A 25,182-nucleotide genomic window follows, 5' to 3' on the forward strand; every position below is an offset into this window, starting at 1 on the left:
CCCCAGAAATACACTACGCTTTCCATGGGCCCCGAGCTCATCTCCTTTAAAGAAGACTTGCTGATTGGCAAGCCGACAGGCGCAGACAGAAGCATAGTCGCGCTTATGCCTATGGTAGAAAATAGAAGAACACTTTTTTCCTGCGGAGTCTTCCCACTAAGACTGCTGCGGTTACTCGCCCCGTCAAAACCGTTGCCCGCGGAAAGCGACTTCCCGAAGCGGACATCTGCTCGGCAAGAATATTAGTATTTTAAAGACCAAGTGATTTTCTTGGTTTCTCTTAATAAATACCGGGTTTTGGATAGGGGAACGGAGCAAGTGTATTGTTTTCTGCTATATATTTGCTTAAAATAAATACATTACGGTTTTTAGAAGGAAGGTTTCTTTATTGTATGTAATAATTGTTCTGGGGATCATTGCAGGAATGATGATTCCGCTGCAGACAGCAGTAAATAATCGGCTAACTGTGTTTACGAAAGCGGTGTTGCCGACATCCTTTTATTCCTTTTTATCTGGAAGTATTATTTTATTTTTCATTAATCTTATGATAGATCCTGATAAATTTACAGTATCATTCTTTGCAGATCAATCCTTTTCCTATGTCTGGTTTACTGGTGGTGTGCTTGGAGTAATTTTTCTTACAGGGAATATTATTTTACTGCCCAAAATTGGTGCAGCATTAACGGTTATTGTTACCGTAACAGGACAGATGGTGATTGGTATTTTGATTGATACCTTTGGCTGGTTTGGTGCAGAGGTAAAACCGTTGCATTTTATGCATATCGTTGGTGTTCTTCTTTTAATTGCCGGAATTGTCTATATGAATGCGAAAAAAAATCCCGGCGTTTCGCAGAGTCGTTTCCGGCTGTGGGTATTGTTCGGGATATGTACAGGAATGATGCCGCCGCTGCAGACAGCAATCAATAGTGCCTTGCGTTATGAAGTAGACTCCTTTATTTATGCTGCTTTTATTTCATTTATTGTAGGAACCGCTGTGTTATTTATTCTGTCGATGATAGTGAATAAAGGAGTAAAGTTAACACGTATTTCTGGAGATTTTAAATTAAAGCCCTGGCATTTTGCCGGTGGTGCACTCGGCGCAGCATATATCGCATCAAATATCAGTTTAATGCCTTATCTGGGTGTTACATTAACGATGATGGCTGCTATTTTAGGGCAGATTATCATGGGACTGTTAATTGATCATTTTGGGCTGTTTAACCTTCCGAAGTATTTAATTGATCAAAGAAGGGTTATCGCTGTTATTATGATTATCAGTGGGATAATCGTACTCAATATCTTTTAAGAGGATATTTAAAAATTCTTTTTCACTGTCCTTTTTGTACATGTATTTTAAGTTCGCAGACCTTGTTTCTTGCCTGTTGGAAAGGAAACAAGGTCTAATTTTTACCCTGTGAGATAGGAAGCGGTTTTTTCATACAGAGAAAAATGGTTATTATGGTACATCTCCAGCCTGTGCAGCGCAAAGGAAAATTCCACCGGAAAATGCTGCAGAATATCATAAACATTTTCGATATGAATCTGGTCCAGCATAAATGTCGGGATACAAAAATGATATGCAAAATGGTTGGCTTGATTTTCTTGCAGGTCGACAAAAAGGGAATGCATAAAACGCTGATCTCCTTCATGGAAAAAATAATGGCATAATTCATGCCCAAAGCATTGCCATATATTTTGCCGGGAAGTATTTGGAAGTACGATATAGTTATCTATCCGCATACTGACAGATGCTGCATAAATAATTTCAATATTTAAAGCTTGTGCAATAGAAGAAATGGAGAGCTCTGCCGGAGTCTGGATATTCAACTGCTTGTATAATGCTTCGACAAACTTTTCTACATCTGAATAGTACATTTGATTTCCCACCTTCAATAAGAATATATGTTCGGTTTGAAGTGCTAAAAATAAGGTGCAGCAAGTACACCTGTTTTTATATTGCTTATGGAAGTATAAATTAGCATTAGTCATTTTGATTGGCGTTATCGTTATTTGTTTTCTTTCTGTATAAAATATATTGTATCACATTTAAAGCTTCTTCTTTCTCATCTTCTGTCATTCGTTTCCAATTATGGAACATCAATGTATCTTGCTCCGACATCGGCTCCGGCCGGGAAGTATCCTTTGTTGAGGGAGACATAGATTTACCTAAAAGCCAATCTACGGAAACACCATATAAATTAGCCATTTTATGTAACGTGTCTGTGTCCGGATCACGATATTCTCTTTCATAACCAGATAAAGTACCATTTGAAATACCTAAAAGTTTCGAAGCTTCAATTTGTTTTAATCCAGCTTTTTCTCGTGCTTCTCTTAATCTTTGGGAAAGAATTTTCATAGTATCCACCTCAATATAGAGATAATACCATTTTTAATAAAAACAATAATATTTTTGAGCGAAATGCAAATTTTATTGTTTTCGTATATTGACTTACGCAAAGCGCTTAATTATAATTTAAAGTATAAAAACCAAAAGATGGATGGGGTGATTTAGTGGAAATACATGAGAAAATCGAATTTATCAGACAGCAAAAGCAGATAACGAAGACACAAATTGCAAAAAAATGCTCTAAAACTCCTGCCTGGTACACCAATATTTCCAAGGGAAAAACAAAGATAGATGTAGATACCCTGGAAAGAATAGCAGATGCATTAGAAATTGATGTGAAAATGTTATTTGATAAGGAGTTGAATGATGCATTAAATAAATGCAAAGAGCTTTTATAAACGAAAATAAAAAGGAAGAGATTTTATACACCCTAGATCAAAACGATACCTCGAAGAGCTGGAATGATATAACTATCATTAAGCGCCACATAGCTATCCCCTCAAAGAAAAATCTCTCAACCACAATATATTTTATCCTGTTATAATACGTAATTCGGGTTCTATCTCCTCGTTCATAGGGAGGTAGTTTTTTATTGGATAAATGAAGCTTGTGTTTTACTCAATAAAAAACTGGGTAAAGATTTTAAACATATTTATGTAATATGGAATATAATGTAATATTTAAAAACATACTATTCAAGTACCTTACATTTATGGTAGAATTTATCTTACTCTACAATTAGAATAAACCCTGTAAAATGTAGTCGCCTCAACTACAATGAAAAATCCAATAAATCTATGTTTTATATCCAATGAAAATAAAGTGTTTATCAAGAGTGAAGAATGACTGATTAAAGAGAAGGTAACTAGCAGTAAATAAAAAAACTTTGTTTCAGTTGGATATTTTTGTACCCGAAAACATAGTGAAAGGAAGAAGGTATATGGATTCTAAAAAATTAACGAGAAGAATATTAATTGCTCTGGTTGCTGGTGCAGCTGCTGGTATAGCACTGACATTTGCCCCGGAAAGTTTTTTTGAACCTCTCGATAAATATGTATTAGACCCCATTGGTCAAATATTTATTAATCTTATAATGATGTTAGTAGTTCCGCTTGTATTTGTATCCATTGTATTAGGAACAGCAGGCCTGGGAGACCCGAAAAAATTAGGAAAGATTGGTGTTTCCGCGGTTGCCTTTTTCTTAACAACAACGGCAATTGCAATCAGTTTAGGTCTAGGTTTGGGTTATTTGATCCAGCCGGGGTCGACAGGGATTTTTGATACGTCAAATGCAGAATACAGCGCAGATGAAGCACCGCCAATTATGGAGACGTTGATTAATATTGTTCCTGAGAATCCTATAGAAGCATTGGCATCTGGAGAAATGCTTCAGATTATTGCATTTGCTATCTTTATTGGGGTTGCATTGGCATTTTTAAGTGATAAAACAAAAGGAATATATAATCTATTTGAACAGGCAAACGAAATTTTGAATTGGTTAATTACAGTGATTATGCGATTTGCTCCGTATGGGGCATTTGCTTTGATTGCCTCAGCAATTGGTGATGCTGGACTGAATGCACTCGGTTCCATGTTGAGCTATATGTTAACGGTGATTGCAGGTTTGCTGCTGCACGCACTCATTATCTATTCGCTTGCTATTTGGCTAATCGGACGCGGGAACCCAATTACATTTTTTAAAGTATTTTTCCCGGCAATGGTGGTTGGCTTTAGTACTTCCAGCTCTAATGCTGCACTTCCTGTGGCGATGAAGACAGCTCAAGAAAAACTGGGTGTAAAAAAAGCTGTCAGCAGCTTTGTTCAGCCGCTCGGTGCAACCATTAATATGGACGGGACAGCAATTATGCAGGCTGTAGCAACCGTATTTATTTCCCAAGTGTATGATATCCCGCTGACTTTTATGGATTTATTAATGGTCGTTCTTATCGCTACGTTGGCAAGTGTTGGTACAGCAGGCGTCCCTGGCGTCGGACTGGTGATGCTGGCAATGGTACTTGGCCAAGTTGGGCTGCCGGTAGAAGGTATTGCTTTAATAATTGGTATTGACCGTCTTCTCGATATGTTAAGGACATCTCTAAATATTGCCGGCGATGCTACTTGTGCATATATTATATCTGAACGGGGAAAACGGAATGAGAAAAAGACACAAAATGCATAAAATCAATATTTAATTCAATGAAATCCGAACGCATTTGCATTCTAACGAGAGAATGTTCAAAATGGGTCCGGATTTCTTTGTTTCGTACGTTGTTTTTATTCTATTTAGCTGGAAGTTGATTAAGAGATAACCTGCAGCACGCTTTCTGCTTAATTTATTTGTTCCTGATAAACTGCTGTAAATCATGGGTTAACGGGTATTCATCCCAGTAATATCTCCTTTATTTTGTAAAATTAGAAACAAACTCTTTAAAAATGTCACAAAATGTTCTAAAATAGAAATAGTTAACAAAATATTTTAATCCTTTTTTTAATTCTATTTGTAATCGTTTCCAATTAAGATGAATGAGGTGATTAGATGGATATGCAAGCAATTCCGGCACGTGAAGGCAATCATAATTTAAAAAACTACGAGGATTTTCGAAAAACATTTTCTTGGGAAAGTGTGGAGAAGAACTTTTCCTGGCATGAAACAGGAAAAGTGAATATGGCCTATGAAGCAATTGATAGACATGCTGATAATCCGGATAAGAAGGATAAAATCGCATTACTATATTCAGATCCCAATCGAGAAGAAAAAGTCAGCTTTGAGCAACTTCGTCTCCAAAGTAACCAATTCGCAAATGTATTGAAAAAATACGATGTGCAAAAGGGAGATCGTGTTTTTCTTTTTATGCCGAGAAGTCCGGAGTTCTATCAAGCATTTTTCGGTATTTTAAAAATCGGAGCAATTGCAGGGCCGCTGTTTGAGGCATTTATGGAGCAGGCGGTCGGTGACCGCTTAGAGAATAGTGAGGCACGTGTATTAGTAACAACTCCTGATTTACTCTATCGTATCCCGCAGGATAGACTGCCAAATTTAGAAAAAATCGTGTTAGTGGGTGCGCATGAGGAAGAAGGAAACCAGTATATTGACTTCGATTCCGAAATGAATGAGGCATCCACAGATTTTGATATTGTTTGGGTGGATAGAGAAGATGGCATGCTGCTACATTATACATCTGGTTCCACTGGGAAACCAAAAGGCATTCTGCATGTGCATAATGCTATGATTCAGCATTACGCTACAGGAGAATGGGTATTAGATTTAGAAGAGGATGATATCTACTGGTGTACAGCAGACCCGGGCTGGGTTACAGGAACAAGCTATGGTATTTTTGCGCCTTGGCTGCATGGAGTGACAAATGTGATTCGCGGCGGACGTTTTTCTCCAGATGATTGGTATAAAACGTTGCAGGATAATCATGTTACCGTATGGTATACTGCACCAACAGCTTTACGGATGCTTGTAAGTCATGGCGAAGAGAAGGTCAGAGAATATGACCTGTCTGCGCTGCGTCATATTTTGAGTGTAGGAGAACCATTAAACCCGGAAGTAATTACATGGGGATTAAAAGCATTTGATTTACGTATTCATGATACGTGGTGGATGACAGAGACAGGTGCACAGGTGATTGTAAACATCCCGTCACTGGAAATCAGACCTGGTTCCATGGGGAAACCAATCCCTGGAGTAGAGGCGTCCATTGTCGATAATGAAGGAAATGAAATCCCTCCAAATCAAATGGGTAATTTAGCAATCAAAGCGGGATGGCCGGCCATGATGCGCGAGGTTTGGAACAATAAAGGAAAATATGAGAGTTATTTTATTAATGGATGGTATGTCTCCGGAGATAGTGCATATCGTGATGAAGATGGATATTTCTGGTTCCAGGGGCGTTTGGATGATGTTATCAATACATCTGGAGAACGGGTCGGACCATTTGAGGTCGAGAGCAAGCTGATTGAACATCCGGCTGTTGCAGAGGCGGGAGTTATCGGTAAGCCGGATCCAGAGCGCGGAGAAATTATTAAAGCATTTATTACCTTGAACCCGGGCCATGAAAAAAGTGATGAGCTGCTGGAAGAAATCCGTCAATTTATTAAAAAAGAATTAAGTGCACACGCTGCACCAAGAGAAATTGAAGTAAAAGACTCTATTCCTAAAACACGGAGCGGTAAAATCATGCGCCGTTTATTAAAATCATGGGAATTAGGGCTGCCGACAGGAGATACTTCGACGTTAGAGGAGTAATCCGTCTATTGTAAAAAAAGCAGGAAATACTTTATAAAATGAACATAGTGGCTTCTCATTTAACGATAAAAATGAGAAGCCACTATTTTTACGTACTCAAACTTTCGTACATTAAAAAATAACTTTTTTTTCACAGAAACAGGAGTTAATCGTTCCTTCGATAACGCCCTTTACAAAAAATATCAATTCGTATGTTTTAAATAAATTCTATTTGGGAAGATATAGGATGTAACCAATATTAAAGGAGTGAATAATTCATGGGTAAAAAAATTGCAACAGTTATCACAGACTTATTTGAAGACGTAGAATATACAGATCCTAAAAAAGCATTGGAAGAAGCTGGTCATGAGCTGGTTACGATTGAAAAAGAACAAGGCAATACCGTAACAGGCAAATCAGAAGATACAAAAGTAACTATCGATAAAGGTATTGATGACGTAAAACCAGAAGACTTTGATGCATTATTTATTCCTGGCGGTTTCTCTCCAGACATGCTTCGTGCAGATGACCGCTTCGTTGCATTTGCAAAACATTTTATGGATGAGAAGAAACCAGTGATGGCCATTTGTCATGGACCGCAGCTTCTTATCACTGCAAAAACACTGAATGGACGTGGAGCAACAGGCTTTAAATCAATCCAGGTTGATTTAGAAAATGCAGGTGCGAAATTCCAGGATAAAGAAGTTGTCGTTTGTCAAAATCAATTAGTAACAAGCCGTACACCAGATGATATTCCAGCGTTTAATCGTGAGTCTGTGAAAGTGCTTGGTTAATTAAAAAGTATAATTAGAAATAAAGAAGAGTGCTTTGAAACCATATTTTCAAAGCACTCTTTTTCATGTACATATTCTGCTTATTCCTCTAATTTTTGAATATCAAATTCATTATTTAAAAGCAGCCAGTTCTGCGGGAAGGACAGCCCTAATTTCCAATAAGAAATGCCTAAAAGTTGAAATTCGCGGATTAAATCAAATTTAGCCTGGATTGAACGGGCATCCTCAAACCAAACCTCGTGCTCCTGTCCGGAGGCATCTGCATACATAAAATAGGGCGCTTGGGCTGTGGTATCATATTGAATCGCAACATTATTCTCCCAGGCGATTTGAACGGCCTGCTGCGGACTGATAGCCCGTGCCGCTTCCCCTCCTTCTACAAAAGGAAGTGTCCAATCATATCCATATAAATTCTGACCGAGTAAAATTTTCTCTGATGGAATTTCAGAAACAGCATATTCCACCACGTCGCGGACGGAGTTGAGAGGTGAAATAGCCATCGGTGGACCGTAGCTGTAGCCCCATTCATAAGTCATCAACACAACAAAATCAACAATCTCTCCGTGGGCGCGGTAATCATGTGCTTCATACCATTGCCCTGTCTGCTCTGCGCTCGTTTTTGGAGCAAGCGCTGTTGAAATCAGCAGCCCAGCTTGGGAAAGGCGGTCCTTTGCGGTACGCAAAAAGGTATTATAAGCCTCCCTATCATCTGATGGAAGAAATTCAAAATCAAAATGTACATCACGAAAGCCTTGTTCTGTTGCGATATTAATAATCTCATCTAATAACCGATTTTGGACAGCCTGCACCGTTAAAATAATATGCCCGACCTCCGAGCTGAAGGCTCCTTCTTCTAAATTGGTAATGGCCATCGCAATGGAGGCGCCGTTTGCTCGTGCGGAGGTGATAAGATTCCCTGTTGGCGGAGCTGTCAGTGTACCATCCCGATTAGCGCGGTAGCTAAATAAAGTGAGATACGTTAAAAAAGGCGAATACGTGCTTGCTGCTGTTTCTAATGTCTGGGAAACCTCCTCTCCCATTGGTTCGACATAGGCATTGGAAGTAATCGGTTCTTTTGGAGCAGGCGGGATGTATAGGCGAAGTCCGGGATAAATAATCTGATTTGCATTTAACCCGTTAACTGTTGCTAATTCCTCCACAGGGATGTTAAATTGACCCGCAATGGAAGAAAGTGTATCACCAGACTGCACAAAGTAAAACTCTCCGACAATGGGAATGACAAGTGCTTGCCCGATAACTAATTGGTCAGGTGCATTTAGTTCATTCGCATTGACAATATCTTGAACGGAGGAACCGTATGTATCTGCAATTTGCTCCAGCGTATTTCCTTGTTCAACGACGTATATTTGCAAACTAATAACCCCCTTCAGAGTGCTTCTTACTCACTATATGAAGGGGGAGAAAGTAATATGCTAAATTGCTGTAATATCTGCATCCATGACCGATTCCATTAAATAAAGCGCATAGTTATTATTATCCACTCCCTCGGAAGCAAGGCAGTTTTTAGGAATGGAAAGACTGAATTTATACATATAGGCATCCTTTGCCGTAAACAGAATACAAATATCGCCGGCAATTCCTGCTAAAATAAGATGTGTTCGTTTTAAATCAGTTAAAAGAGCGTGTAAGGGTGCTTGAAAAAAGGCGGAGTGTTGTGGTTTAATTAGGAAATAATCGTCATCATCCGGTTTGATTTTTTCAATGATGTTCTCACTCTTTTCATTTTTACAATATTTGATAATCTCCCGGAAATCTGCTTGCCATAATCCATAATGATCGTTAACGTAGATAATAGGTATCGACTTTTCTTTGGCGAAGTGACGCAAATTAATTAAATTTGGGAGAATCTCTTCTGTATTTGCAAGAAGGTTGTCACCGCCGTCAAATTTAAAATCATTGATTAAGTCGACAAAAACAAGTGCTGTGTTCTCTGGTGTTATATTCATGAGCTTCTCCTTTTTTAAAGAAATCAGTTAATATAGTATTCCCGCTAAACAATTATTAAAACGAGAATAAAGTGATGTGATAAAAATGACAGAAGAAATATCTGTAAGCCAGGACGAAAAGTATATGGCAGCTGCTCTGCAGGAGGCACGCAGAGCTTGGATGTTAAACGAAGTCCCCATTGGCGCAGTGGTCGTGAAGGATGGAGAAATTATCGGCAGAGGCTTTAATTTGCGTGAATCCATGCAAACTACCCTAACTCATGCAGAGCTTCTTGCTATTCAGGATGCCAATCAAAAAGTCGGCAGCTGGAGATTAGAGGATTGCACCTTATACGTTACATTAGAGCCATGTCCTATGTGCGCCGGAGCAATTGTTCAATCACGAGTAAAGCGTGTAGTCTATGGAGCAAGTGACCCGAAAGCAGGCTGTGCGGGAACCTTAATGAATTTATTGGAGGAACCGCGGTTTAACCATCAGGTCGAGGTGAAATCTGGTGTGCTTGAACCACAATGCAGTACGGTTTTAAAGAATTTTTTTAAAGAGCTGCGTCAAAAGAAGAATGAAAAGGGTGCTGAGTCCGGAGAATAGAGCCAACACTGGAAAAGATACTTTTTTCATTGCATTTTTAGGACGAGGAAGCTATAATAATAAATACGTGCTAAGCGGGGAGGTAGCGGTGCCCTGTACTCGCAATCCGCTATAGCGAGGCCGAATTCCTGCTCGAGGTGGGATGACTGTATGGTCAGACGTAAGGAATTGGTGTTGACGTCCGGGTCCTGCGCAACAGGAACCCATGAACCCTGTCAGGTCCGGAAGGAAGCAGCAGTAAGTGGTCATTCTTGTGTGCCGCAGGGAAACCTGGGCTGAGCCATGAACTTACGTAGCGCATATGGTCACTCCATCGAAAGCAGGTGCACGTTACATATGAAAGAAAAGAACTGTGAATGCAGTTCTTTTTTTATGCAAAAATATAGCGGGATAAACAGATTATTTGCACTGAATCATAAGAAAGCATATGCTATGAATTACTTAAAATTTACAAGCGAGGTGTAAAAATGGCTCAATTAACACAACCTTTTACATTAAAAAATTTAACCTTGAAAAATAAAGTTGTCATGGCTCCAATGTGTCAGTATTCAGTAGATGCTAAGGACGGGATTCCAAACGATTGGCATTTTGTTCATTATACCTCCCGTGCAGTGGGCGGTGCCGGATTAATCTTAGTTGAAATGACAGATGTCGATCCGGATGGCCGTATTACAGATAACGATCTTGGTCTCTGGTCAGACGAACAAATTCCGGCTTATAAAAAAATAGTTGATGCCGTTCATAAGCAGGGTGCTAAAATCGGTATTCAGATTGCGCATGCCGGAAGAAAGGCTGAGGATGCGAACCCACCCGTTGCTCCATCGGCAATTCCTGTTACAGAGGATGATAAAATGCCTCGTGCTTTAACGACAGATGAGGTCCGGGAAACGATTCAACAATTTCAGGATGCAGCAAAACGGGCAGTCGAAGCTGGTTTTGATACAATTGAATTGCATGGAGCACACGGTTATTTGATTCATCAGTTTCATTCTCCGTTAATTAATCAGAGAGAGGATGAGTATCAGGAGCTGTCCTTTTTTGGGGTACAAATTATCCGTGCTGTGAAAGATGTGATTCCTGCAGATATGCCGCTTCTGATGCGAATTTCAGCTGTAGAATACATGGATGGCGGCTATGATATAGACCATGCATTAGAAATTGCCAAAAAATATAAAGCGGCTGGTGTGGATATGTTCCATATTTCCAGCGGCGGAGAAGCACCTCCAGGAAAGCAAAAACCAGCCACCAATCCAGGCTATCAGCTTCCATTTGCACGCAGATTTAAAGAAGAGCTGGATATGCCGGTGATTGCTGTCGGCCTTTTAGAAGACCCGGAGCTGGCAGAGTCTGTTATCGGAAATGGCGATGCGGACCTGGTTGCGATTGGCCGCGGTATGCTGAAAGATCCTTATTGGGCCATTCGGGCAAGCGAACAGTTGGGAGATACGATGGAACCGGCAAGACAATATAAGCGTGCTTATCCGAAGAAGTAGTGATGAATGCAGACGAATAGAAGGATGATTCCCCGTACGAGTTTCTTTTTACAGGTAAAATTGTACTAGAAACCAGGGATATGATATAATTTCTATAGCAAAGCATACGATATAAAAAAGGGCAGCATGCAACCACATGCTGCCCGGAAAATACACACAGTGATTTCTCTCCATCAGAGAGGGAAGGCTGTTTTAAGTGACAATGAAGCCACCCTGTTTGCCGGCAAGCGAAGGGTGGTTTTTTTACTTTTGGTCTTTATCATGAAATGAAAGAATGGCTATAATAAGCAAGCCAAAGCTGATCATTAAAGATAAGGCATCAAAAGTAGCCATAGGCATCACCTCCTTTCATATAGGAGATGGTACCTTCCACCGTTTAACTTCTTACTGTGAGTATCTTAGTGTATTATACCATAATAGGAACATTAGTTCTATAAATTTAGACGAACCTTTTTATTCAACATAAAAAAATTAAATTCTAAGCTAATTTTTGCAAACATAAATTACTTCCAGATAATCATTTCTAAGGTTTTCATCCAAGCCTTTAATCGGGTATAATAAGAAGGAGACAAATAAGGGGAATCGAAATCATGAGTTATCAAGCTTTATACCGCGTCTGGCGACCAAGAACATTTGAAGATGTCGTAGGACAGCAGCATATCACGAGAACATTACAAAATGCTATTACCCAGGATAAATTCTCACATGCTTATTTATTCTCTGGCCCAAGAGGGACAGGGAAAACGAGTGCTGCAAAGATTTTTGCACAAACGATTAATTGTGAGCATGCGCCTGTCAAAGAACCATGTAATGAATGTGCGGCATGTAAAGGGATTCAAGATGGCTCTATTTCGGATGTCATTGAAATTGATGCGGCATCAAATACTAGCGTCGATGATATTCGTGATATTCGTGATAAAGTAAAGTATGCACCGAGTGCTGTGCCTTATAAAGTGTATATTATTGATGAAGTGCATATGATATCTGTCAATGCATTTAACGCGCTTTTGAAAACGCTGGAAGAGCCGCCAAAACATGTTGTATTTATTCTGGCAACTACCGAACCGCATAAAATACCATTAACGATTATATCCCGTTGCCAGCGCTTTGATTTCAAACCGATCTCTAATCAGGCAATTGTGGAAAGAATGCAAAAAATCATGCAGGCAGAAACTATTTCTGTTACAGAGGAAGCCTTAGAGTCTGTGGCATTAGCAGCAGAAGGCGGAATGCGTGATGCACTGAGTATCCTGGACCAGGCAATTTCCTATAGTGAGGAGCAGGTAGAGTTAGAAGATGTGCTTGCTGTAACTGGCGGAGTATCTCAGGAGGTGCTCACCAATATCGTCCGTGCAATGATTCAGCAGGATGTGCAGACGGTGCTTCAAGGATTGGACCAGATGATTCAGACCGGAAAAGATCCGGGAAAGTTTGTACAGGATTTAATCTACTTTATGCGTGATTTACTTTTATATAAAAGCTCGTCAGGTTTAGCTGATTTATTAGAACGGGCAGTAGCCAATGAAGCTTTTGAAGCATTATCGGAGCAAGTGGAGAACAGCTGGATTCAGCATGCAATTATTGAACTGAATCAATGCCAGCAGGAAATGAAATGGTCCAACAGTCCGAAAATCTTTATTGAAGTTGCACTGTTGTCCATTACAGATCAATTTGGAAAGACGCAAGGATCCGGACAGCTTCAGCCGGAAGCTGTGGAGCAATCAGCTGTTGTCGGGCAGCTTCAGCAGAAACTGCAGGCGATGGAGCGTGATATTGCAAAATTAAAAGAAGCCCCGCCCCAGCAGCAAGATGCTGGCGGTACCGCCCCTGCACAGGAAAGACGCCGTCCCAGCTCGAGAAATTCACGAAACACTTATAAGATTCCATTTGATCGAATTCGTGATACACTAGGAAAGGCAGAGAAAAAAGAACTGAAAGATGTTCATGCACATTGGGCAAACTTCTTAAATCAGTTGAAAACAACAAATGCCCCGGCTCATGCGACGATTCAGGACAGCAAGCCTGCTGCGGCATCAGCTGATACCCTGATTGTTGCGTTTAAATATGAAATTCACTGTTCTTTATTCCTGGATCATCGGGAAATGGTAGAATCGATATTAGGGAATTTGGATAAACACCGCACGATTATTCCTATTCCGGAGAAAGAGTGGAATGACCTGCGCAGTGAGTATATTCAAAAGCAGGAAAAGCCGGATGAACCCAAGAAACCAGAAGGAGACCCGCTCGTAGATGAAGCGCGAAAGCTTTTTGGTGATGATCTTTTAGAAATTCATGATTAACATATACATTTAAAGGAGGTATTTTCCATGAAGGGAAATATGAATAACATGATGAAGCAAATGCAGAAAATGCAGAAGAAAATGATGAAGGCACAGGATGAATTACATGAAATGTCCTTTGAAGCTTCAGCTGGCGGCGGCATGGTAACTGTCCGGGCGAATGGCAAAAAAGAAATTACAGATGTAGAAATCAAAGAAGAGGTTGTTGACCCGGATGATATTGAAATGCTGCAGGATCTTATTTTAGCAGCGACTAATGACGTGTTAACACAAATCGATGACAAAACAAATGATACCATGGGACAATTTACAAAAGGAATGAATATGCCAGGAATGTTCTAATTCCTTTCTAATTAAAGATAAGACGTCTGGCTTCACTGCCAAGGCGTCTTATTTTCGCAAAAGATAGAGTTTTTAATTGACTTTTTTTGATAAGGGGGTAAGAAAGTATGTATTATCCAGAGCCGATAACCAAGCTGATGGATAGCTTCTCCAAATTACCGGGAATTGGTCCAAAGACAGCAGCACGTCTGGCCTTCTTTGTTTTAAATATGAAGGATGACGATGTGATGAATTTTGCTAATGCATTAGTGAATGCGAAACGGGAGCTTACCCATTGTTCTGTTTGCGGACATATTACAGACCAAGACCCGTGTGCTATTTGTCAGGATACCAGCCGGGATGGATCGACTATTTGTGTTGTCCAAGATCCGAAAGACGTGATTGCGATGGAAAAAATGAAAGAATTTCGCGGCAAATACCATGTTCTCCATGGAGCCATTTCACCGATGGACGGAATTGGTCCAGAGGATATTAATGTGCCGGATTTGATTAATCGATTGAAAGACGAAGAAGTAGAAGAGCTTATTTTAGCAACCAATCCGAATATTGAAGGGGAAGCCACGGCAATGTATATTTCCCGGTTGGTAAAGCCTTCTGGTATTCGTACCACACGTATTGCACATGGATTGCCTGTCGGCGGTGATTTGGAATATGCGGATGAGGTTACATTATCAAAAGCATTAGAGGGACGAAGAGATGTCTAAATTGTATCGCTGATCATTCATGAGGAGAATAAAGCTTCCATGGGATGAAATTTCATTTTATAACGAGGTTTGGTGGGAAATATGGCAAAGAAATTAAAGAAAAAAGATATGGACCAGGAGCTTCTGAATGCTTTATATCAAGTAGAGGGCGAGTGGAGGCAGCTTCAGGATTTTGTGCGAAAAAGTATTGACCCGTCACGTAATGGGATGAAAGAGGAGCTATTAGCGAGATCCAAATATTTGATGCTGTTGAAAGAAGCTCGTATTCGCAAGGTTAAAGCGACACGATTTTAAAATTAAAGAATATATTTTTCCAAAAGAATCAAGTATGTTTCAAGCTGCCTGATTCTTTTTTATTTTTCTAAGAAAAAAAGAGGGGACACTTATTATGGAAACCAATCCGCCGAATCTAAACTTAAAAATGACTGCAATTGAAAAGCTGTTGAATGTTCTGGGAATACTGAGTTTCTCTGGTGTTATTGTGTATATTATTTTTACATGGGATGCTATTCCAAATCAGATTCCCGGACACTATAATGAAGCAGGGGAAGTAACAAGATGGGGAGGAAGGGAAGAACTGTTCATCCTCTTAGGCATCGGGTTACTTTTATGGTTTGGGATGACTGTTATGGAACGATTTCCACATGTATATAATTATCGGAATCTAACAGAAGCAAATGTGAAAGGGCAATATATCAATTCCAGAATGCTGGTGAACGTTTTAAAAAATGAGATAGCTATTCTCTTTCCTTTTATTATATGGAATGATATTCGTGTTGCGAGAGGGCTTCCATCTTATATAAATACGTGGTCTTTGGTATTCATTATTCTTCTATTTGCAGGGACGATTGCTTTCTTTATTGTCCTTTCTTCTCGTCTAAAGAAGGAAGCTGCTAATGAATCTTAGAAAGTTGTCAATTATCCTGCTGCTTTTAAAACCTGTTCTAATCGCTTCCGGTAAATCATAGAAATAAGTTAAAGTGATGGAAGGAAAGTGGGGAGAGGAATGAATTCAACACTATTTATTGGAACGATTGTCGGATTAATTATTCTTTTATTTATTGTAGGTGCGCCGGTAAAGCCAATGAAACATATTGGGAAAGCAACGATGAAGCTGGGGATAGGCGCATTGCTGCTTTTTTTCTTAAATGTATTTGGAGGGGCGGTAGGTCTGCATATTCCAATTAATCTATTTACGGTATTAGTATCTGGATTTCTTGGTATATTCGGAGTCGGTTCCCTTGCAGCAATCCATTTATTTATTCTTTGAGACGCTGTTTATTCTTTCAAGGTGGAATAAAAATCTAAAAAATAATATCTATGTATAGCATCCGTTAGATTAGGAGATACTAGTTTTAACGGAGGTGGAGAAATGAAGCAGCAAAAAGTTCAAGAGTATGAGTATTGCGGAATTTGTGAGGAACCAAAGGAAAACGGGATTCATTTGTATTCCATGTTTTTATGTTCGGAATGTGAGCATAATATGATTCATACGGAGCCGCGGGAAGAAAAATACCAATACTATCTCTCAAAGTTAAAAAATATCAACCAATCAACATTACATTCTTAATATAATCCCCTTTTACAAGTCTTTGCATGCAAAGGCTTTTTTGTTTTGTTAGCATAGATATGGAAGAAAGGTACGTACTATATAAGTTAAATGAAAGATTCTATCTCCTAGCGACCGGCTACGGAAATACACTACGCTCGTTAAAGTGTTTCACTCAACTTTCGCACATTAAAAAGTAATTTCGCTTCTATAGAAACAGGAGTTGATCGTTCCTTCTATAACACCCTTGACAAAGAATAAAAGGTGAAGTGTAAAGCGCCGCTGCGGCGGACCATTTTGCTTTCCGACGTACAAATGTTTTCGATGGGACGAGTAATCGCAACCCCAGGACGTTGCGGTCTTAGTCTGCCTAGGGGCACGCTCTTCAGCTAACTTTTGCCAAGAAGAACACTTGGCAAAAGTGGATCTTCAGATGGTGCTGATCCCTCAGGAGTCAAAACGGTCCGCCTCCGCTAGTAGGATATTCTATACGTGAAAAAAACTTGCCAAATAGATGTTTAATCAGATAGAACATCTTTTTCATGCTGCATGGTAACATGTTCCGCTAAGATTCCTTTCTGTGCATCGAAGCGATTCCCTGTATTTCATATCCATGCTGTCATGATTGGTTATTCAGGCGAAAGCTGCTATTTCCTTCAGCTTATTAAAATGTTATTTCTTTCATTCGCTGGAGAATCCTATCAGAGCGCAGGCCAACCACGCAGACTCCTATGGGAACAGGGCGAGCTGAAGATCCACTTGAAAAGCGGTTTTCTTTTCAAGTTAGCTGAAGCCGTCCCCATGGAAAGCGGAGTGGTTGGCCGGAGCGGAGCTATGCACCATCACCAATTCCAACAAGGCCGGATATTCCACCAAAATGCAAGCATGATAAGGGGGAACATGTTCACCCTGAAATAGCAAGATATATATGCTTATTCTTAGGTGCGAAAGTTGAGTGTTTCATTATAGAAAATTGCTTTTTTCTGTTAAGGGAAAACAGCGGGAAAAATAGATTAAATAATTTCGACTTATGCAGCTCTATAAAAAGCGGAATAATAGTACATTTTAGTATCCATGTTTTTCATCCCTTTCACTTGCTTGGTATAATAAGAAGTACACCATAATAAACAAATCAATTTTAATGAATTGGTTTGTTTATTTACATATATAAAGAAATGAGGCAGACAAATGGAGCAGCAGCGTATGCCATTAGCAGAGCATTTACAAGCATTTGCAAAAAGGAATCCAATCTCTTTCCATGTACCGGGTCATAAGCACGGAGAAGTTTTTACACCTGCATATCATAACAATTTTCAGCAGATGCTCCGCTGGGATGTGACCGAAATTACCGGAATGGATGATTTGCATGCGCCTGCAGGAATTATTGCAGATGCGGAAAGCTTAGCAGCAGCTTTTTTTCAGACCCAGCATACATTTTTTCTGGTTGGGGGGTCGACAGCTGGCAATCTGGCGATGATTCTTGCGGCGTGTAAGCAGGAAGATAAGATTCTTATTCAGCGTAATTGTCATAAGTCGGTGATGAATGGCGTAGAGTTAGCAGGAGCACAGCCTGTTTTTTTAGCTCCGGAATGGGAGGAGCAGGTCAGCCGATTTACGAGTCCAAGCTATGAAACCATAGCATCCGCCATAGAACAGCATCCTGATGCCAAAGCAATCGTTCTTACCTACCCGGATTATTTTGGTCAAACCTATCAATTGAAAGCAATGATTGATAAGGCGCACCAATACAATATCCCTGTACTAGTAGACGAAGCGCATGGTGTTCATTTTGCTTTAGGAGACCCTTTTCCAGCTTCAGCGATAGAGCTGGGGGCAGATGCTGTGGTGCATTCTGCGCATAAAATGGCTCCCGCAATGACGATGGCTTCGTATTTACATCTGGGGACTTCCCGTATCAATCCGTCTCAAATTGCGCATTATTTACAAATTGTCCAATCGAGCAGTCCATCTTATATACTTATGGCTTCTTTAGATATAGCAAGGCATTTTTTAGCACACTTTTTAAAAGAAGATCGAATCAAAACGATAAAAAGTGTGGAACAGGTAAAGCAGTTGTTTTCCGCTTTTTCATTTTGGGAATTCATGCCTTCCGACGATTCATTAAAGCTAACGTTCCACGTGAAACATTCTTTTTCGACAAAGTCCGTTGTAAACTTACTCGAAAAAGCAGGAATTTTTCCGGAGCTTGCGACGGATGAGCAAATTTTATTTGTCCACGGGCTTGCTCCGATGGAAGAAATAGATACACTGGAAAAAAGGTTGAAAACCATAGGGCATCCATTAAAAAAATCAGCAAATCGTGCTACAATAGAGAGGACAAATCTTTTTCCCGAAAAGGTCCAAGAATTAGATTTGTCTTATCAAGAAATGAATAATTATCCAACGTATCTGGTCTCGATGAGGGAAAGCATAGGAGAGATAGCTGCTGAGGCAGTGATTCCCTATCCGCCTGGTATTCCGCTTCTCTTAAAAGGAGAACGAATCCAAGAGATGCATATCGCACATTTGGAAAAATTAGTGGAGCAGGGTGTTCGAATACAGCATAGGGACGAAGGAATACGCATATATAGGAACAAAGGGGAAAGATGATGACAACTGGTTTGTTTATAACATTTGAAGGTGGCGAAGGAGCTGGCAAAACCACTATCCTAAATCAGGTTTATGAAGAGCTTACATCCCGGGGGATAGAGGTTATCAAGACAAGAGAGCCAGGAGGTATCCGTATCTCCGAGAAGATTCGAGAAATTATCCATGACCCTCTCCATCTGGAAATGGAAGAAAGAACAGAAGCGTTATTATATGCAGCAGCAAGAAGACAGCATCTTGTAGAGAAGGTTTTTCCTGCGTTAGAACAAGGGAAAATTGTATTATGCGATCGTTTTGTAGACAGCAGTCTGGTTTATCAAGGCTATGCAAGAGGCATTGGTGTAGATGAAGTATATGCGATCAATCAATTTGTGATTGAGGATTGTATGCCGGATGCAACGCTCTACTTTGATATTTCTCCAAAAAAAGGACTGGAGCGTATTTCAGCAAATGCAGACAGAGAGAAAAATCGCTTGGATTTAGAAACCATCGAATTTCATGAGAAAGTCTATGAAGGCTATCAGCTGATCCGGTCTCGTTTTCCAGAGCGTTTTCAAACTGTGGATGCTGATCGTTCGCTTGAAGCGGTCTATCAAGATGTGTTAGAAAGAATTACAGCTTTATTTAATAAATAAATATGCCAAAAGGGGCTGGTCAATCATGAAATTAATTATAACGGTCATTCAAGATAAAGATTCCAATCGTTTAGTAAACGCATTAGGTGAAAATAAATTTCAGACAACTAAATTAGCTACAACAGGCGGATTTTTAAAGGAAGGTAATACCACGTTAATGATTGGTTGTGAGGATGAATATGTGAATGATGCGCTCGAAATCATCCGTGATAATTGCTCGCATCGGGAACAGATGGTGGCGCCCATTTCTCCAATGGGAGGAAATGCCGATTCGTATATTCCAAAACCAGTGAAGGTAGAAGTTGGCGGTGCTACAGTATTCATCTTGCCTATCGAGTCCTTTTACCAATTCTAAACAGGAATTCTGCTTCAAAAACATGCTATGTAATCAAACGGGAGGGGGAGAACAATGAAAATTTCCAGTGATATCGTAACACCGAGAGATGGCAATTTGAAGCGTCCGGCGCAGACAAATAATGCCTCTTTCCAAAACCTTGTTCAATCCCAATCGGAACAGCTGAAGACCCAGGAATTTACTCAAATGGTGAAGCAGATTACGGAGCAGGGAGATAAACTGAGCCGATATCGTTCCTTTCGTGAGCTGGTCAAGTTTAAACGAATGGTAAAGGGCTTTCTTGAAAAAGCGACCTCGGAAGGGTATCTTTTAGAAAAAAAGCAAAGCTTCAGCATGCAAGGAAGCAGGCAATTGTCTACAGTGAAGATAATTGATGAAAAGATTGCCCAGTTAGCAGAAGATTTAATGGATGAAGAAAAGAAAACCATTGATATTCTCGGATTAATTGGGGAAATCAAGGGGTTATTAGTTAATATTTATACTTGAGCAAAGCTTTTATATCGAGAGGACTTTAGCCTTTCATAAAAATAAATAGAGTCAGCTCCTGTTTAAAGGTGGAAATAATGATGAAGACATGGGAAGAGATAGAACAAATACAGCCTGTAGCAACCCGGACGATAATGAATAGTATCAAGAAGAATCGTATTTCCCATGCTTATTTATTCCAAGGAGATCGAGGGACTGGCAAAAAAGAAATGGCGCTTCTGTTGGCAAAGTATTTATTTTGTATGAATCGCCAAGGAGAGAATCCATGTAATCACTGTATCAATTGCCAGCGGATTGATTCTGGAAACCATCCGGATATGCACTGGATTGAGCCGGATGGCGCCTCTATTAAAATAGAACAGGTGCGTAATCTGCAGAAGGAATTTACGTATTCGGGAATGGAGTCCAACCAGAAGGTGTATATCATTAAGGATGCAGATACATTAACCGTAAATGCTGCCAATCGATTGTTGAAATTTTTAGAAGAGCCAAGTGTGGAAACAACGGCTATGATGCTTACAGAGAATGGTCACTCCATGCTGTCAACTATTCGATCACGCTGTCAGATTATTGATTTGCAGTCGCTTCCGCCGGGGATTTTGCAGGAAAGATTACAGCAAGAGGGTGTGAATGAGACCGATGCTAAACTTTTAAGTGCATTGACAAACAGTCTGACAGAAGCCCTCGAACTTGCCCAAGATGATTGGTTTGCAGAGGCGCGAAAAATAGTGATACAATGGGTAGAAATGTATACTGCACAGCCTGAGGATATCTACACATACATTCATCAAAATTGGATACCTCATTTTAAAGATAGAGAAGGTCAAGAACGAGGTCTGGACTTATTAATACTAGGATTTAAAGATATTTTACATCAGCATATATATACAGACGCCAATACGATACTGCTATCCAATGATTCATCTAAGTTAGAAAAAATAGTCATCACGTTTTCCCAAGCTCAATTATTGACTATTTTAAATCAGATTTTAATGGCGAAAAGAAAATTAAAGGCAAATGTTCAGCCAACATTGGTGATTGAACAACTAGCGCTTCAAATACAGAGGTGAAAAAATGTTAGAAGTTATTGGCGTACGTTTTAAGAAAGCCGGTAAAATCTACTATTTCGATCCAGATTCTTACCCGGTCACTCCAGATAGCTATGTCATCGTGGAGACAGTGAGAGGGATAGAATTTGGAAAAGTAGTCATTACGGAAAAGCAAGTCGATGAAGAAGATGTAGTTTTACCATTAAAGAAAGTAATCCGAATCGCAAACGAGAAGGATAAGCGAACGGTTATAGAGAATCAGGATCAGGCGAAAAAAGCCTTTGACATATGTACAGATAAAATTACGCAGCATAAGCTGGATATGAATCTGGTTGATGTAGAATATACATTTGACCGCAATAAAATCATATTCTATTTTACAGCTGACGGAAGAGTGGACTTCAGAAATCTTGTAAAAGATCTTGCGTCGATGTTCAAGACACGTATTGAATTAAGGCAAATTGGAGTCAGAGATGAAGCGAAAATGCTGGGCGGAATTGGTCCATGCGGCCGTATGCTCTGCTGTTCCACTTTCTTAGGAGACTTTGAGCCGGTGTCTATTAAAATGGCAAAGGATCAAAATCTTTCTTTAAACCCGGCAAAAATATCCGGTTTATGCGGAAGGCTAATGTGCTGTTTGAAATATGAGAATGATGAATATGAAACAGCAAAAAGAGAGCTCCCGGATATTGGTGAAACGATGCCGACACCGCACGGAAAAGGAAAGGTTGTCGGGTTAAATATATTAGAAAAAATGGTTCAAATTGAGCTTTTAGATAAAGAACGTGTTGTGGAGTATACATTAGATGAATTAATCGAAGAAGGAATTGTAGCACAAGTCACAGAATAGAGGCAGGTGATCAATCTTGGGAAACAGAGAGATATTCGATCAAGTTTCCGATATGGAGAAGCAAATTGGTGAATTATATGAGCAGTTAGGTGATTTAAAAGGTAAACTTAGTGAGTTGCTTGAAGAAAATCACCGGTTGGCCCATGAAAATCATCATTTGCGTAATCACCTAGACAGTTTTACAGAAGAATCTGTGGAAAAACAGCAGGAAAAAAGCGATTCTAAACAACAAAAAGGAATATTTCCGGGGGAAGGCTATGATAATTTAGCACGTCTTTATGAAGAAGGTTTCCATATTTGCAGTTTAGAGTTTGGCAGTCCGAGACGAAACGAAGATTGTATTTTTTGCTTGGACTTCTTTGATAAAACGAAACTTTAACCATGGGGAGTGGTGTTCTTCTCTCCATGATTATTAGCTTGAGTTAATCAGGAGATGAAGTGACCGTTTTTTCCCCAGGGAGATTTAAATATTTCTTCTATAACCTAAAGGGGAAAATGACGGACACTCATGCTGTGATAAAATGAAATAGAGTACGGTAAGTATCGTATTGGATGGCTGTCTTCCTGTGAAGGCAGCTATTTTTCTGATAAGCTGTCCAATGAGAACATAAGGATGTGGTGAACCAATGGTGGAGCTATATGATGATGAACGATTAGATTATTTATTAGCAGATGAAACGATGAAAATTATCCAAAGCCCGACAGCGTTTGCTTTTTCGTTGGATGCGGTGTTGTTAGCTCATTTTAGTTCTATCCCTAAAAAACGAGGAAAAATTCTTGATTTGTGTACAGGAAATGGGGTCATTCCGTTATTGCTGTCTAAAAAGACAAATGCGGAAATTATTGGGGTGGAGATTCAAAAACGTATTTTTCAGATGGCGGAGAGAAATGTCGCTTTAAATGATTTGCAACCTCGATTACGAATGATTCATGGGGATTTAAAGGAAATGCAGTCGACCCTGGATCAAAGTGCTTTTGATATGGTTACCTGTAATCCGCCCTATTTTAAAACACCCTCTGCAACAGAGCATAATCATAATGCGTACCTTACGATTGCCAGGCATGAAGTGTATTGTACATTAGAGGATGTCGTCAAAGCTTGTAAAAGATATGTCCGGCCCGGGGGAAAAGTTGCCATGGTGCATCGTCCCGGACGCCTGGTAGATATTATAGAGCAATTTAGAAAGTACCGTATCGAGCCCAAACGTGTGCAATTTGTTTATCCGAAACAAGGAAAGGAAGCAAATATGCTCTTGATAGAAGGGATTCGTGACGGGAAAGCAGATGTGAAAATCCTGCCGCCATTCTATATTTATGAACAGGATGGTTCCTATACGAAGCAGGCAGAGGAAGTTATCTATGGCTGACGGAGAGCATTTGGTTTATATGTTACATTGTCAGGACGGAACGCTGTATACGGGATATACAAATGATTTAGCGCATCGGATTCGTATGCATGAAGAGGGAAAAGGGGCAAAATATACTAGAGGAAGAGGGCCTTTTGAAATCATCTATACATGCGCATTTGAAAATAAGTCAGATGCCTTGCGCGAGGAATATCGAATAAAAAAATTAACCCGCCAGGAAAAGCTGGAAATGATTCAAGCTTATGAGAAAGGAATGTGCCATGAATGAATATCCAAAATAGTTATCAGCCGGAGGAGCATGCTGCATTATACGTTGTCCCGACACCTATTGGAAATTTGGAGGATATGACTTTTCGGGCGATTCGGGTATTAAAGGAATGCAATTTGATTGCTGCGGAGGATACGAGGAATACAAAAAAGCTGCTTCATTATTTTGAGATTCACACCCCTCTCATCAGCTATCATGAGCATAATCATCAGGAAAGAGAAAAACAGCTTTTAGATACGATTCGTCAGGGAGAATCGGTTGCTGTTGTAAGCGACGCGGGGATGCCTGCGATTTCTGATCCTGGTTCAGAGCTGGTCCAAGCAGCTATTCAAGAAGGGCTGGATGTCATCGTGTTACCAGGAGCCAATGCGGCACTCGTAGCACTGGTCGGGTCTGGCCTAACAGCACAGCCTTTTACATTTTACGGTTTTCTTCCCAGAAAGAAAAAAGATAAAAAAGAAACACTGGAAAAATTAAAAAATTTTAATACAACTTTAATTTTTTATGAATCTCCTTACCGCATCAAAGATACCCTGCAGGAAATGGAAGGTATCCTAAATGACAGGAAAGCGGCCATAGGAAGAGAAATCTCTAAGAAATTTGAAGAATTTGTTAGAGGTACCATACAAGAACTTTTTTCATGGAGTAAGAAAAATGACATGCGAGGCGAGTTTGTTATTGTGGTAGAAGGTCCAACGGAAGCAGAATCAGCTTCATTTGAGCAGGAATCAAGCTGGTGGGAAGCGTTATCTGTGAAAGAACATGTAGAAGCGTTGATGGATAAAGAGCATCTATCCAGTAAAGAAGCCATTAAGCAGGCAGCCATCGAACGGAAAGTGCCGAAAAGGGAAGTTTATCAGAGCTACCATATTGATTAGCTTTGTTCCAGTTCGCTAGATAATAAAGGCAAAAAAAGGATGACCTCCTCTATGTACGTAGGTCATCCTTTTTTTGCCTTTTAAATTTATTTAAAACGGTTTTGAATTTCTTCCAGTAAAATTTTTGCACCCTCTGGGCTAAGGATGAGGTTGCCGTCAGCCAGGGTCTGATTATCATCTGTCAGCTCTCCAGTGATTTGACAGGTCATATTTGGGCGGTATTTTTTCAAGACAATACGATCATTGTCTACATATATTTCCATTGTATCTTTCTCTTTAATATCAAGGGTGCGGCGTAATTCAATAGGAATGACTACGCGACCAAGCTCATCAACCTTACGTACGATACCAGTAGATTTCATTCTTCATTC

Annotated in this window: 30 protein-coding genes and 1 other RNA gene; 25 read left to right on the top strand and 6 right to left on the bottom strand. The window is 39.9% G+C overall.

From position 1 onward, the window contains the following. The first annotated feature begins 388 nt into the window (after positions 1–388). Positions 389–1,306 carry a DMT family transporter gene (locus ACFO3P_RS01285; protein ID WP_193063784.1) on the top strand — a complete coding sequence of 306 codons (918 nt, stop codon included), beginning with the start codon at positions 389–391 and terminating at the stop codon, positions 1,304–1,306. A 101-nt stretch (positions 1,307–1,407) separates the two neighbouring features. Here the strand turns inward: ACFO3P_RS01285 and ACFO3P_RS01290 are convergent, their stop codons facing one another. After that, on the bottom strand, positions 1,408–1,875 hold the full coding sequence (locus ACFO3P_RS01290; protein ID WP_193063785.1) for an ImmA/IrrE family metallo-endopeptidase: 468 nt from the start codon (positions 1,873–1,875) through the stop codon (positions 1,408–1,410). Positions 1,876–1,981: 106 nt separating this feature from the next. Further along, positions 1,982–2,356: a helix-turn-helix domain-containing protein gene (locus ACFO3P_RS01295; RefSeq protein ID WP_193063786.1), complete on the bottom strand. Its 375-nt coding sequence runs from the start codon at positions 2,354–2,356 to the stop codon at positions 1,982–1,984. A 155-nt stretch (positions 2,357–2,511) separates the two neighbouring features. Here ACFO3P_RS01295 and ACFO3P_RS01300 point away from each other — a divergent pair, with 155 nt between their 5' ends. The 4 genes from ACFO3P_RS01300 to ACFO3P_RS01315 all read left to right on the top strand — a co-directional run bounded on the left by ACFO3P_RS01300 (position 2,512) and on the right by ACFO3P_RS01315 (position 7,372). After that, positions 2,512–2,745, top strand: coding sequence for a helix-turn-helix domain-containing protein (locus tag ACFO3P_RS01300; RefSeq protein ID WP_042528610.1), 234 nt, complete (start codon positions 2,512–2,514; stop codon positions 2,743–2,745). A 542-nt stretch (positions 2,746–3,287) separates the two neighbouring features. After that, positions 3,288–4,526, top strand: coding sequence for a dicarboxylate/amino acid:cation symporter (locus ACFO3P_RS01305; protein ID WP_042528609.1), 1,239 nt, complete (start codon positions 3,288–3,290; stop codon positions 4,524–4,526). Positions 4,527–4,883: 357 nt separating this feature from the next. Continuing rightward, a complete protein-coding gene (gene acsA / locus ACFO3P_RS01310; protein ID WP_193063787.1) occupies positions 4,884–6,599 on the top strand; it encodes an acetate--CoA ligase in 1,716 nt (571 codons plus the stop codon). A gap of 257 nt (positions 6,600–6,856) precedes the next feature. Next, positions 6,857–7,372: a type 1 glutamine amidotransferase domain-containing protein gene (locus ACFO3P_RS01315; RefSeq protein WP_042528605.1), complete on the top strand. Its 516-nt coding sequence runs from the start codon at positions 6,857–6,859 to the stop codon at positions 7,370–7,372. Between the two features lie 80 nt (positions 7,373–7,452). Here the strand turns inward: ACFO3P_RS01315 and ACFO3P_RS01320 are convergent, their stop codons facing one another. Next, positions 7,453–8,745, bottom strand: coding sequence for a glycoside hydrolase family 18 protein (locus ACFO3P_RS01320; protein ID WP_193063788.1), 1,293 nt, complete (start codon positions 8,743–8,745; stop codon positions 7,453–7,455). Between the two features lie 60 nt (positions 8,746–8,805). Next, on the bottom strand, positions 8,806–9,333 hold the full coding sequence (locus ACFO3P_RS01325; RefSeq protein ID WP_289585123.1) for a cysteine hydrolase family protein: 528 nt from the start codon (positions 9,331–9,333) through the stop codon (positions 8,806–8,808). A 91-nt stretch (positions 9,334–9,424) separates the two neighbouring features. On the opposite strand from ACFO3P_RS01325, the gene tadA reads away from it, so the two are divergent. The 3 genes from tadA (at position 9,425) to ACFO3P_RS01340 (ending at position 11,421) form a co-directional block, all read left to right on the top strand. Next, entirely contained in the window at positions 9,425–9,928 is a 504-nt protein-coding gene (gene tadA / locus ACFO3P_RS01330; protein WP_193063790.1) for a tRNA adenosine(34) deaminase TadA, read from the top strand. 65 nt (positions 9,929–9,993) lie between these two features. Further along, an RNA gene (gene ffs / locus ACFO3P_RS01335) (signal recognition particle sRNA large type) lies at positions 9,994–10,259 on the top strand. 136 nt (positions 10,260–10,395) lie between these two features. Then, entirely contained in the window at positions 10,396–11,421 is a 1,026-nt protein-coding gene (locus tag ACFO3P_RS01340) for an NADH:flavin oxidoreductase/NADH oxidase (protein ID WP_289585111.1), read from the top strand. Positions 11,422–11,664: 243 nt separating this feature from the next. Here the strand turns inward: ACFO3P_RS01340 and ACFO3P_RS01345 are convergent, their stop codons facing one another. Continuing rightward, positions 11,665–11,754, bottom strand: a complete 90-nt coding sequence (locus ACFO3P_RS01345; RefSeq protein WP_226894862.1) for a putative holin-like toxin — start codon at positions 11,752–11,754, stop codon at positions 11,665–11,667. A gap of 257 nt (positions 11,755–12,011) precedes the next feature. Between ACFO3P_RS01345 and dnaX the strand changes: the two genes are divergently transcribed. The 17 genes from dnaX (at position 12,012) to rsmI (ending at position 24,811) form a co-directional block, all read left to right on the top strand. Continuing rightward, positions 12,012–13,721 carry a DNA polymerase III subunit gamma/tau gene (dnaX, locus tag ACFO3P_RS01350; RefSeq protein ID WP_042528600.1) on the top strand — a complete coding sequence of 570 codons (1,710 nt, stop codon included), beginning with the start codon at positions 12,012–12,014 and terminating at the stop codon, positions 13,719–13,721. A 27-nt stretch (positions 13,722–13,748) separates the two neighbouring features. Next, positions 13,749–14,063 (top strand): YbaB/EbfC family nucleoid-associated protein, encoded by a 315-nt coding sequence (locus ACFO3P_RS01355; RefSeq protein WP_042528599.1) that lies wholly within the window; start codon positions 13,749–13,751, stop codon positions 14,061–14,063. A 107-nt stretch (positions 14,064–14,170) separates the two neighbouring features. Continuing rightward, the gene (gene recR / locus ACFO3P_RS01360) at positions 14,171–14,767 is read left to right on the top strand and encodes a recombination mediator RecR (protein ID WP_289585112.1); all 597 of its coding nucleotides are present in this window, start codon (positions 14,171–14,173) and stop codon (positions 14,765–14,767) included. Between the two features lie 81 nt (positions 14,768–14,848). Continuing rightward, the gene (locus ACFO3P_RS01365; protein WP_042528597.1) at positions 14,849–15,061 is read left to right on the top strand and encodes a YaaL family protein; all 213 of its coding nucleotides are present in this window, start codon (positions 14,849–14,851) and stop codon (positions 15,059–15,061) included. A gap of 94 nt (positions 15,062–15,155) precedes the next feature. Beyond that, positions 15,156–15,674 (top strand): DUF1648 domain-containing protein, encoded by a 519-nt coding sequence (locus ACFO3P_RS01370; protein WP_289585113.1) that lies wholly within the window; start codon positions 15,156–15,158, stop codon positions 15,672–15,674. 99 nt (positions 15,675–15,773) lie between these two features. After that, positions 15,774–16,037: a pro-sigmaK processing inhibitor BofA family protein gene (locus ACFO3P_RS01375; RefSeq protein ID WP_193063794.1), complete on the top strand. Its 264-nt coding sequence runs from the start codon at positions 15,774–15,776 to the stop codon at positions 16,035–16,037. Positions 16,038–16,139: 102 nt separating this feature from the next. Continuing rightward, complete coding sequence (locus ACFO3P_RS01380) at positions 16,140–16,337, top strand: sigma factor G inhibitor Gin (protein WP_042528592.1); 198 nt, start codon at positions 16,140–16,142, stop codon at positions 16,335–16,337. A gap of 1,167 nt (positions 16,338–17,504) precedes the next feature. After that, a complete protein-coding gene (locus ACFO3P_RS01385) occupies positions 17,505–18,926 on the top strand; it encodes an aminotransferase class I/II-fold pyridoxal phosphate-dependent enzyme (protein ID WP_289585114.1) in 1,422 nt (473 codons plus the stop codon). Continuing rightward, on the top strand, positions 18,926–19,558 hold the full coding sequence (gene tmk, locus ACFO3P_RS01390) for a dTMP kinase (RefSeq protein WP_289585115.1): 633 nt from the start codon (positions 18,926–18,928) through the stop codon (positions 19,556–19,558). The genes ACFO3P_RS01385 and tmk overlap by 1 nt, the downstream gene beginning before the upstream one ends. Positions 19,559–19,583: 25 nt before the next feature. Next, positions 19,584–19,913, top strand: a complete 330-nt coding sequence (locus tag ACFO3P_RS01395) for a cyclic-di-AMP receptor (RefSeq protein ID WP_040977662.1) — start codon at positions 19,584–19,586, stop codon at positions 19,911–19,913. A 54-nt stretch (positions 19,914–19,967) separates the two neighbouring features. Then, complete coding sequence (locus ACFO3P_RS01400; protein ID WP_193063797.1) at positions 19,968–20,399, top strand: YaaR family protein; 432 nt, start codon at positions 19,968–19,970, stop codon at positions 20,397–20,399. Positions 20,400–20,479: 80 nt separating this feature from the next. Further along, entirely contained in the window at positions 20,480–21,469 is a 990-nt protein-coding gene (gene holB, locus ACFO3P_RS01405) for a DNA polymerase III subunit delta' (RefSeq protein ID WP_193063808.1), read from the top strand. Between the two features lie 4 nt (positions 21,470–21,473). After that, a complete protein-coding gene (locus ACFO3P_RS01410) occupies positions 21,474–22,298 on the top strand; it encodes a PSP1 domain-containing protein (RefSeq protein ID WP_042528587.1) in 825 nt (274 codons plus the stop codon). A gap of 16 nt (positions 22,299–22,314) precedes the next feature. Then, entirely contained in the window at positions 22,315–22,677 is a 363-nt protein-coding gene (yabA, locus tag ACFO3P_RS01415) for a DNA replication initiation control protein YabA (RefSeq protein ID WP_193063798.1), read from the top strand. Between the two features lie 247 nt (positions 22,678–22,924). Then, on the top strand, positions 22,925–23,665 hold the full coding sequence (locus ACFO3P_RS01420; RefSeq protein ID WP_193063799.1) for a tRNA1(Val) (adenine(37)-N6)-methyltransferase: 741 nt from the start codon (positions 22,925–22,927) through the stop codon (positions 23,663–23,665). Next, on the top strand, positions 23,658–23,933 hold the full coding sequence (locus tag ACFO3P_RS01425) for a GIY-YIG nuclease family protein (RefSeq protein ID WP_042528584.1): 276 nt from the start codon (positions 23,658–23,660) through the stop codon (positions 23,931–23,933). Before ACFO3P_RS01420 ends, ACFO3P_RS01425 begins: the two co-directional genes overlap by 8 nt. Then, positions 23,930–24,811, top strand: a complete 882-nt coding sequence (gene rsmI, locus ACFO3P_RS01430; RefSeq protein WP_193063800.1) for a 16S rRNA (cytidine(1402)-2'-O)-methyltransferase — start codon at positions 23,930–23,932, stop codon at positions 24,809–24,811. Before ACFO3P_RS01425 ends, rsmI begins: the two co-directional genes overlap by 4 nt. A gap of 86 nt (positions 24,812–24,897) precedes the next feature. Here the strand turns inward: rsmI and ACFO3P_RS01435 are convergent, their stop codons facing one another. Continuing rightward, complete coding sequence (locus ACFO3P_RS01435; RefSeq protein WP_040977653.1) at positions 24,898–25,173, bottom strand: AbrB/MazE/SpoVT family DNA-binding domain-containing protein; 276 nt, start codon at positions 25,171–25,173, stop codon at positions 24,898–24,900. Between the last annotated feature and the right edge of the window lie 9 nt (positions 25,174–25,182).

The organism is Oceanobacillus aidingensis (genome assembly GCF_042654105.1).
GTDB classification, from domain to species: Bacteria; Bacillota; Bacilli; order Bacillales; family Amphibacillaceae; genus Oceanobacillus; species Oceanobacillus oncorhynchi.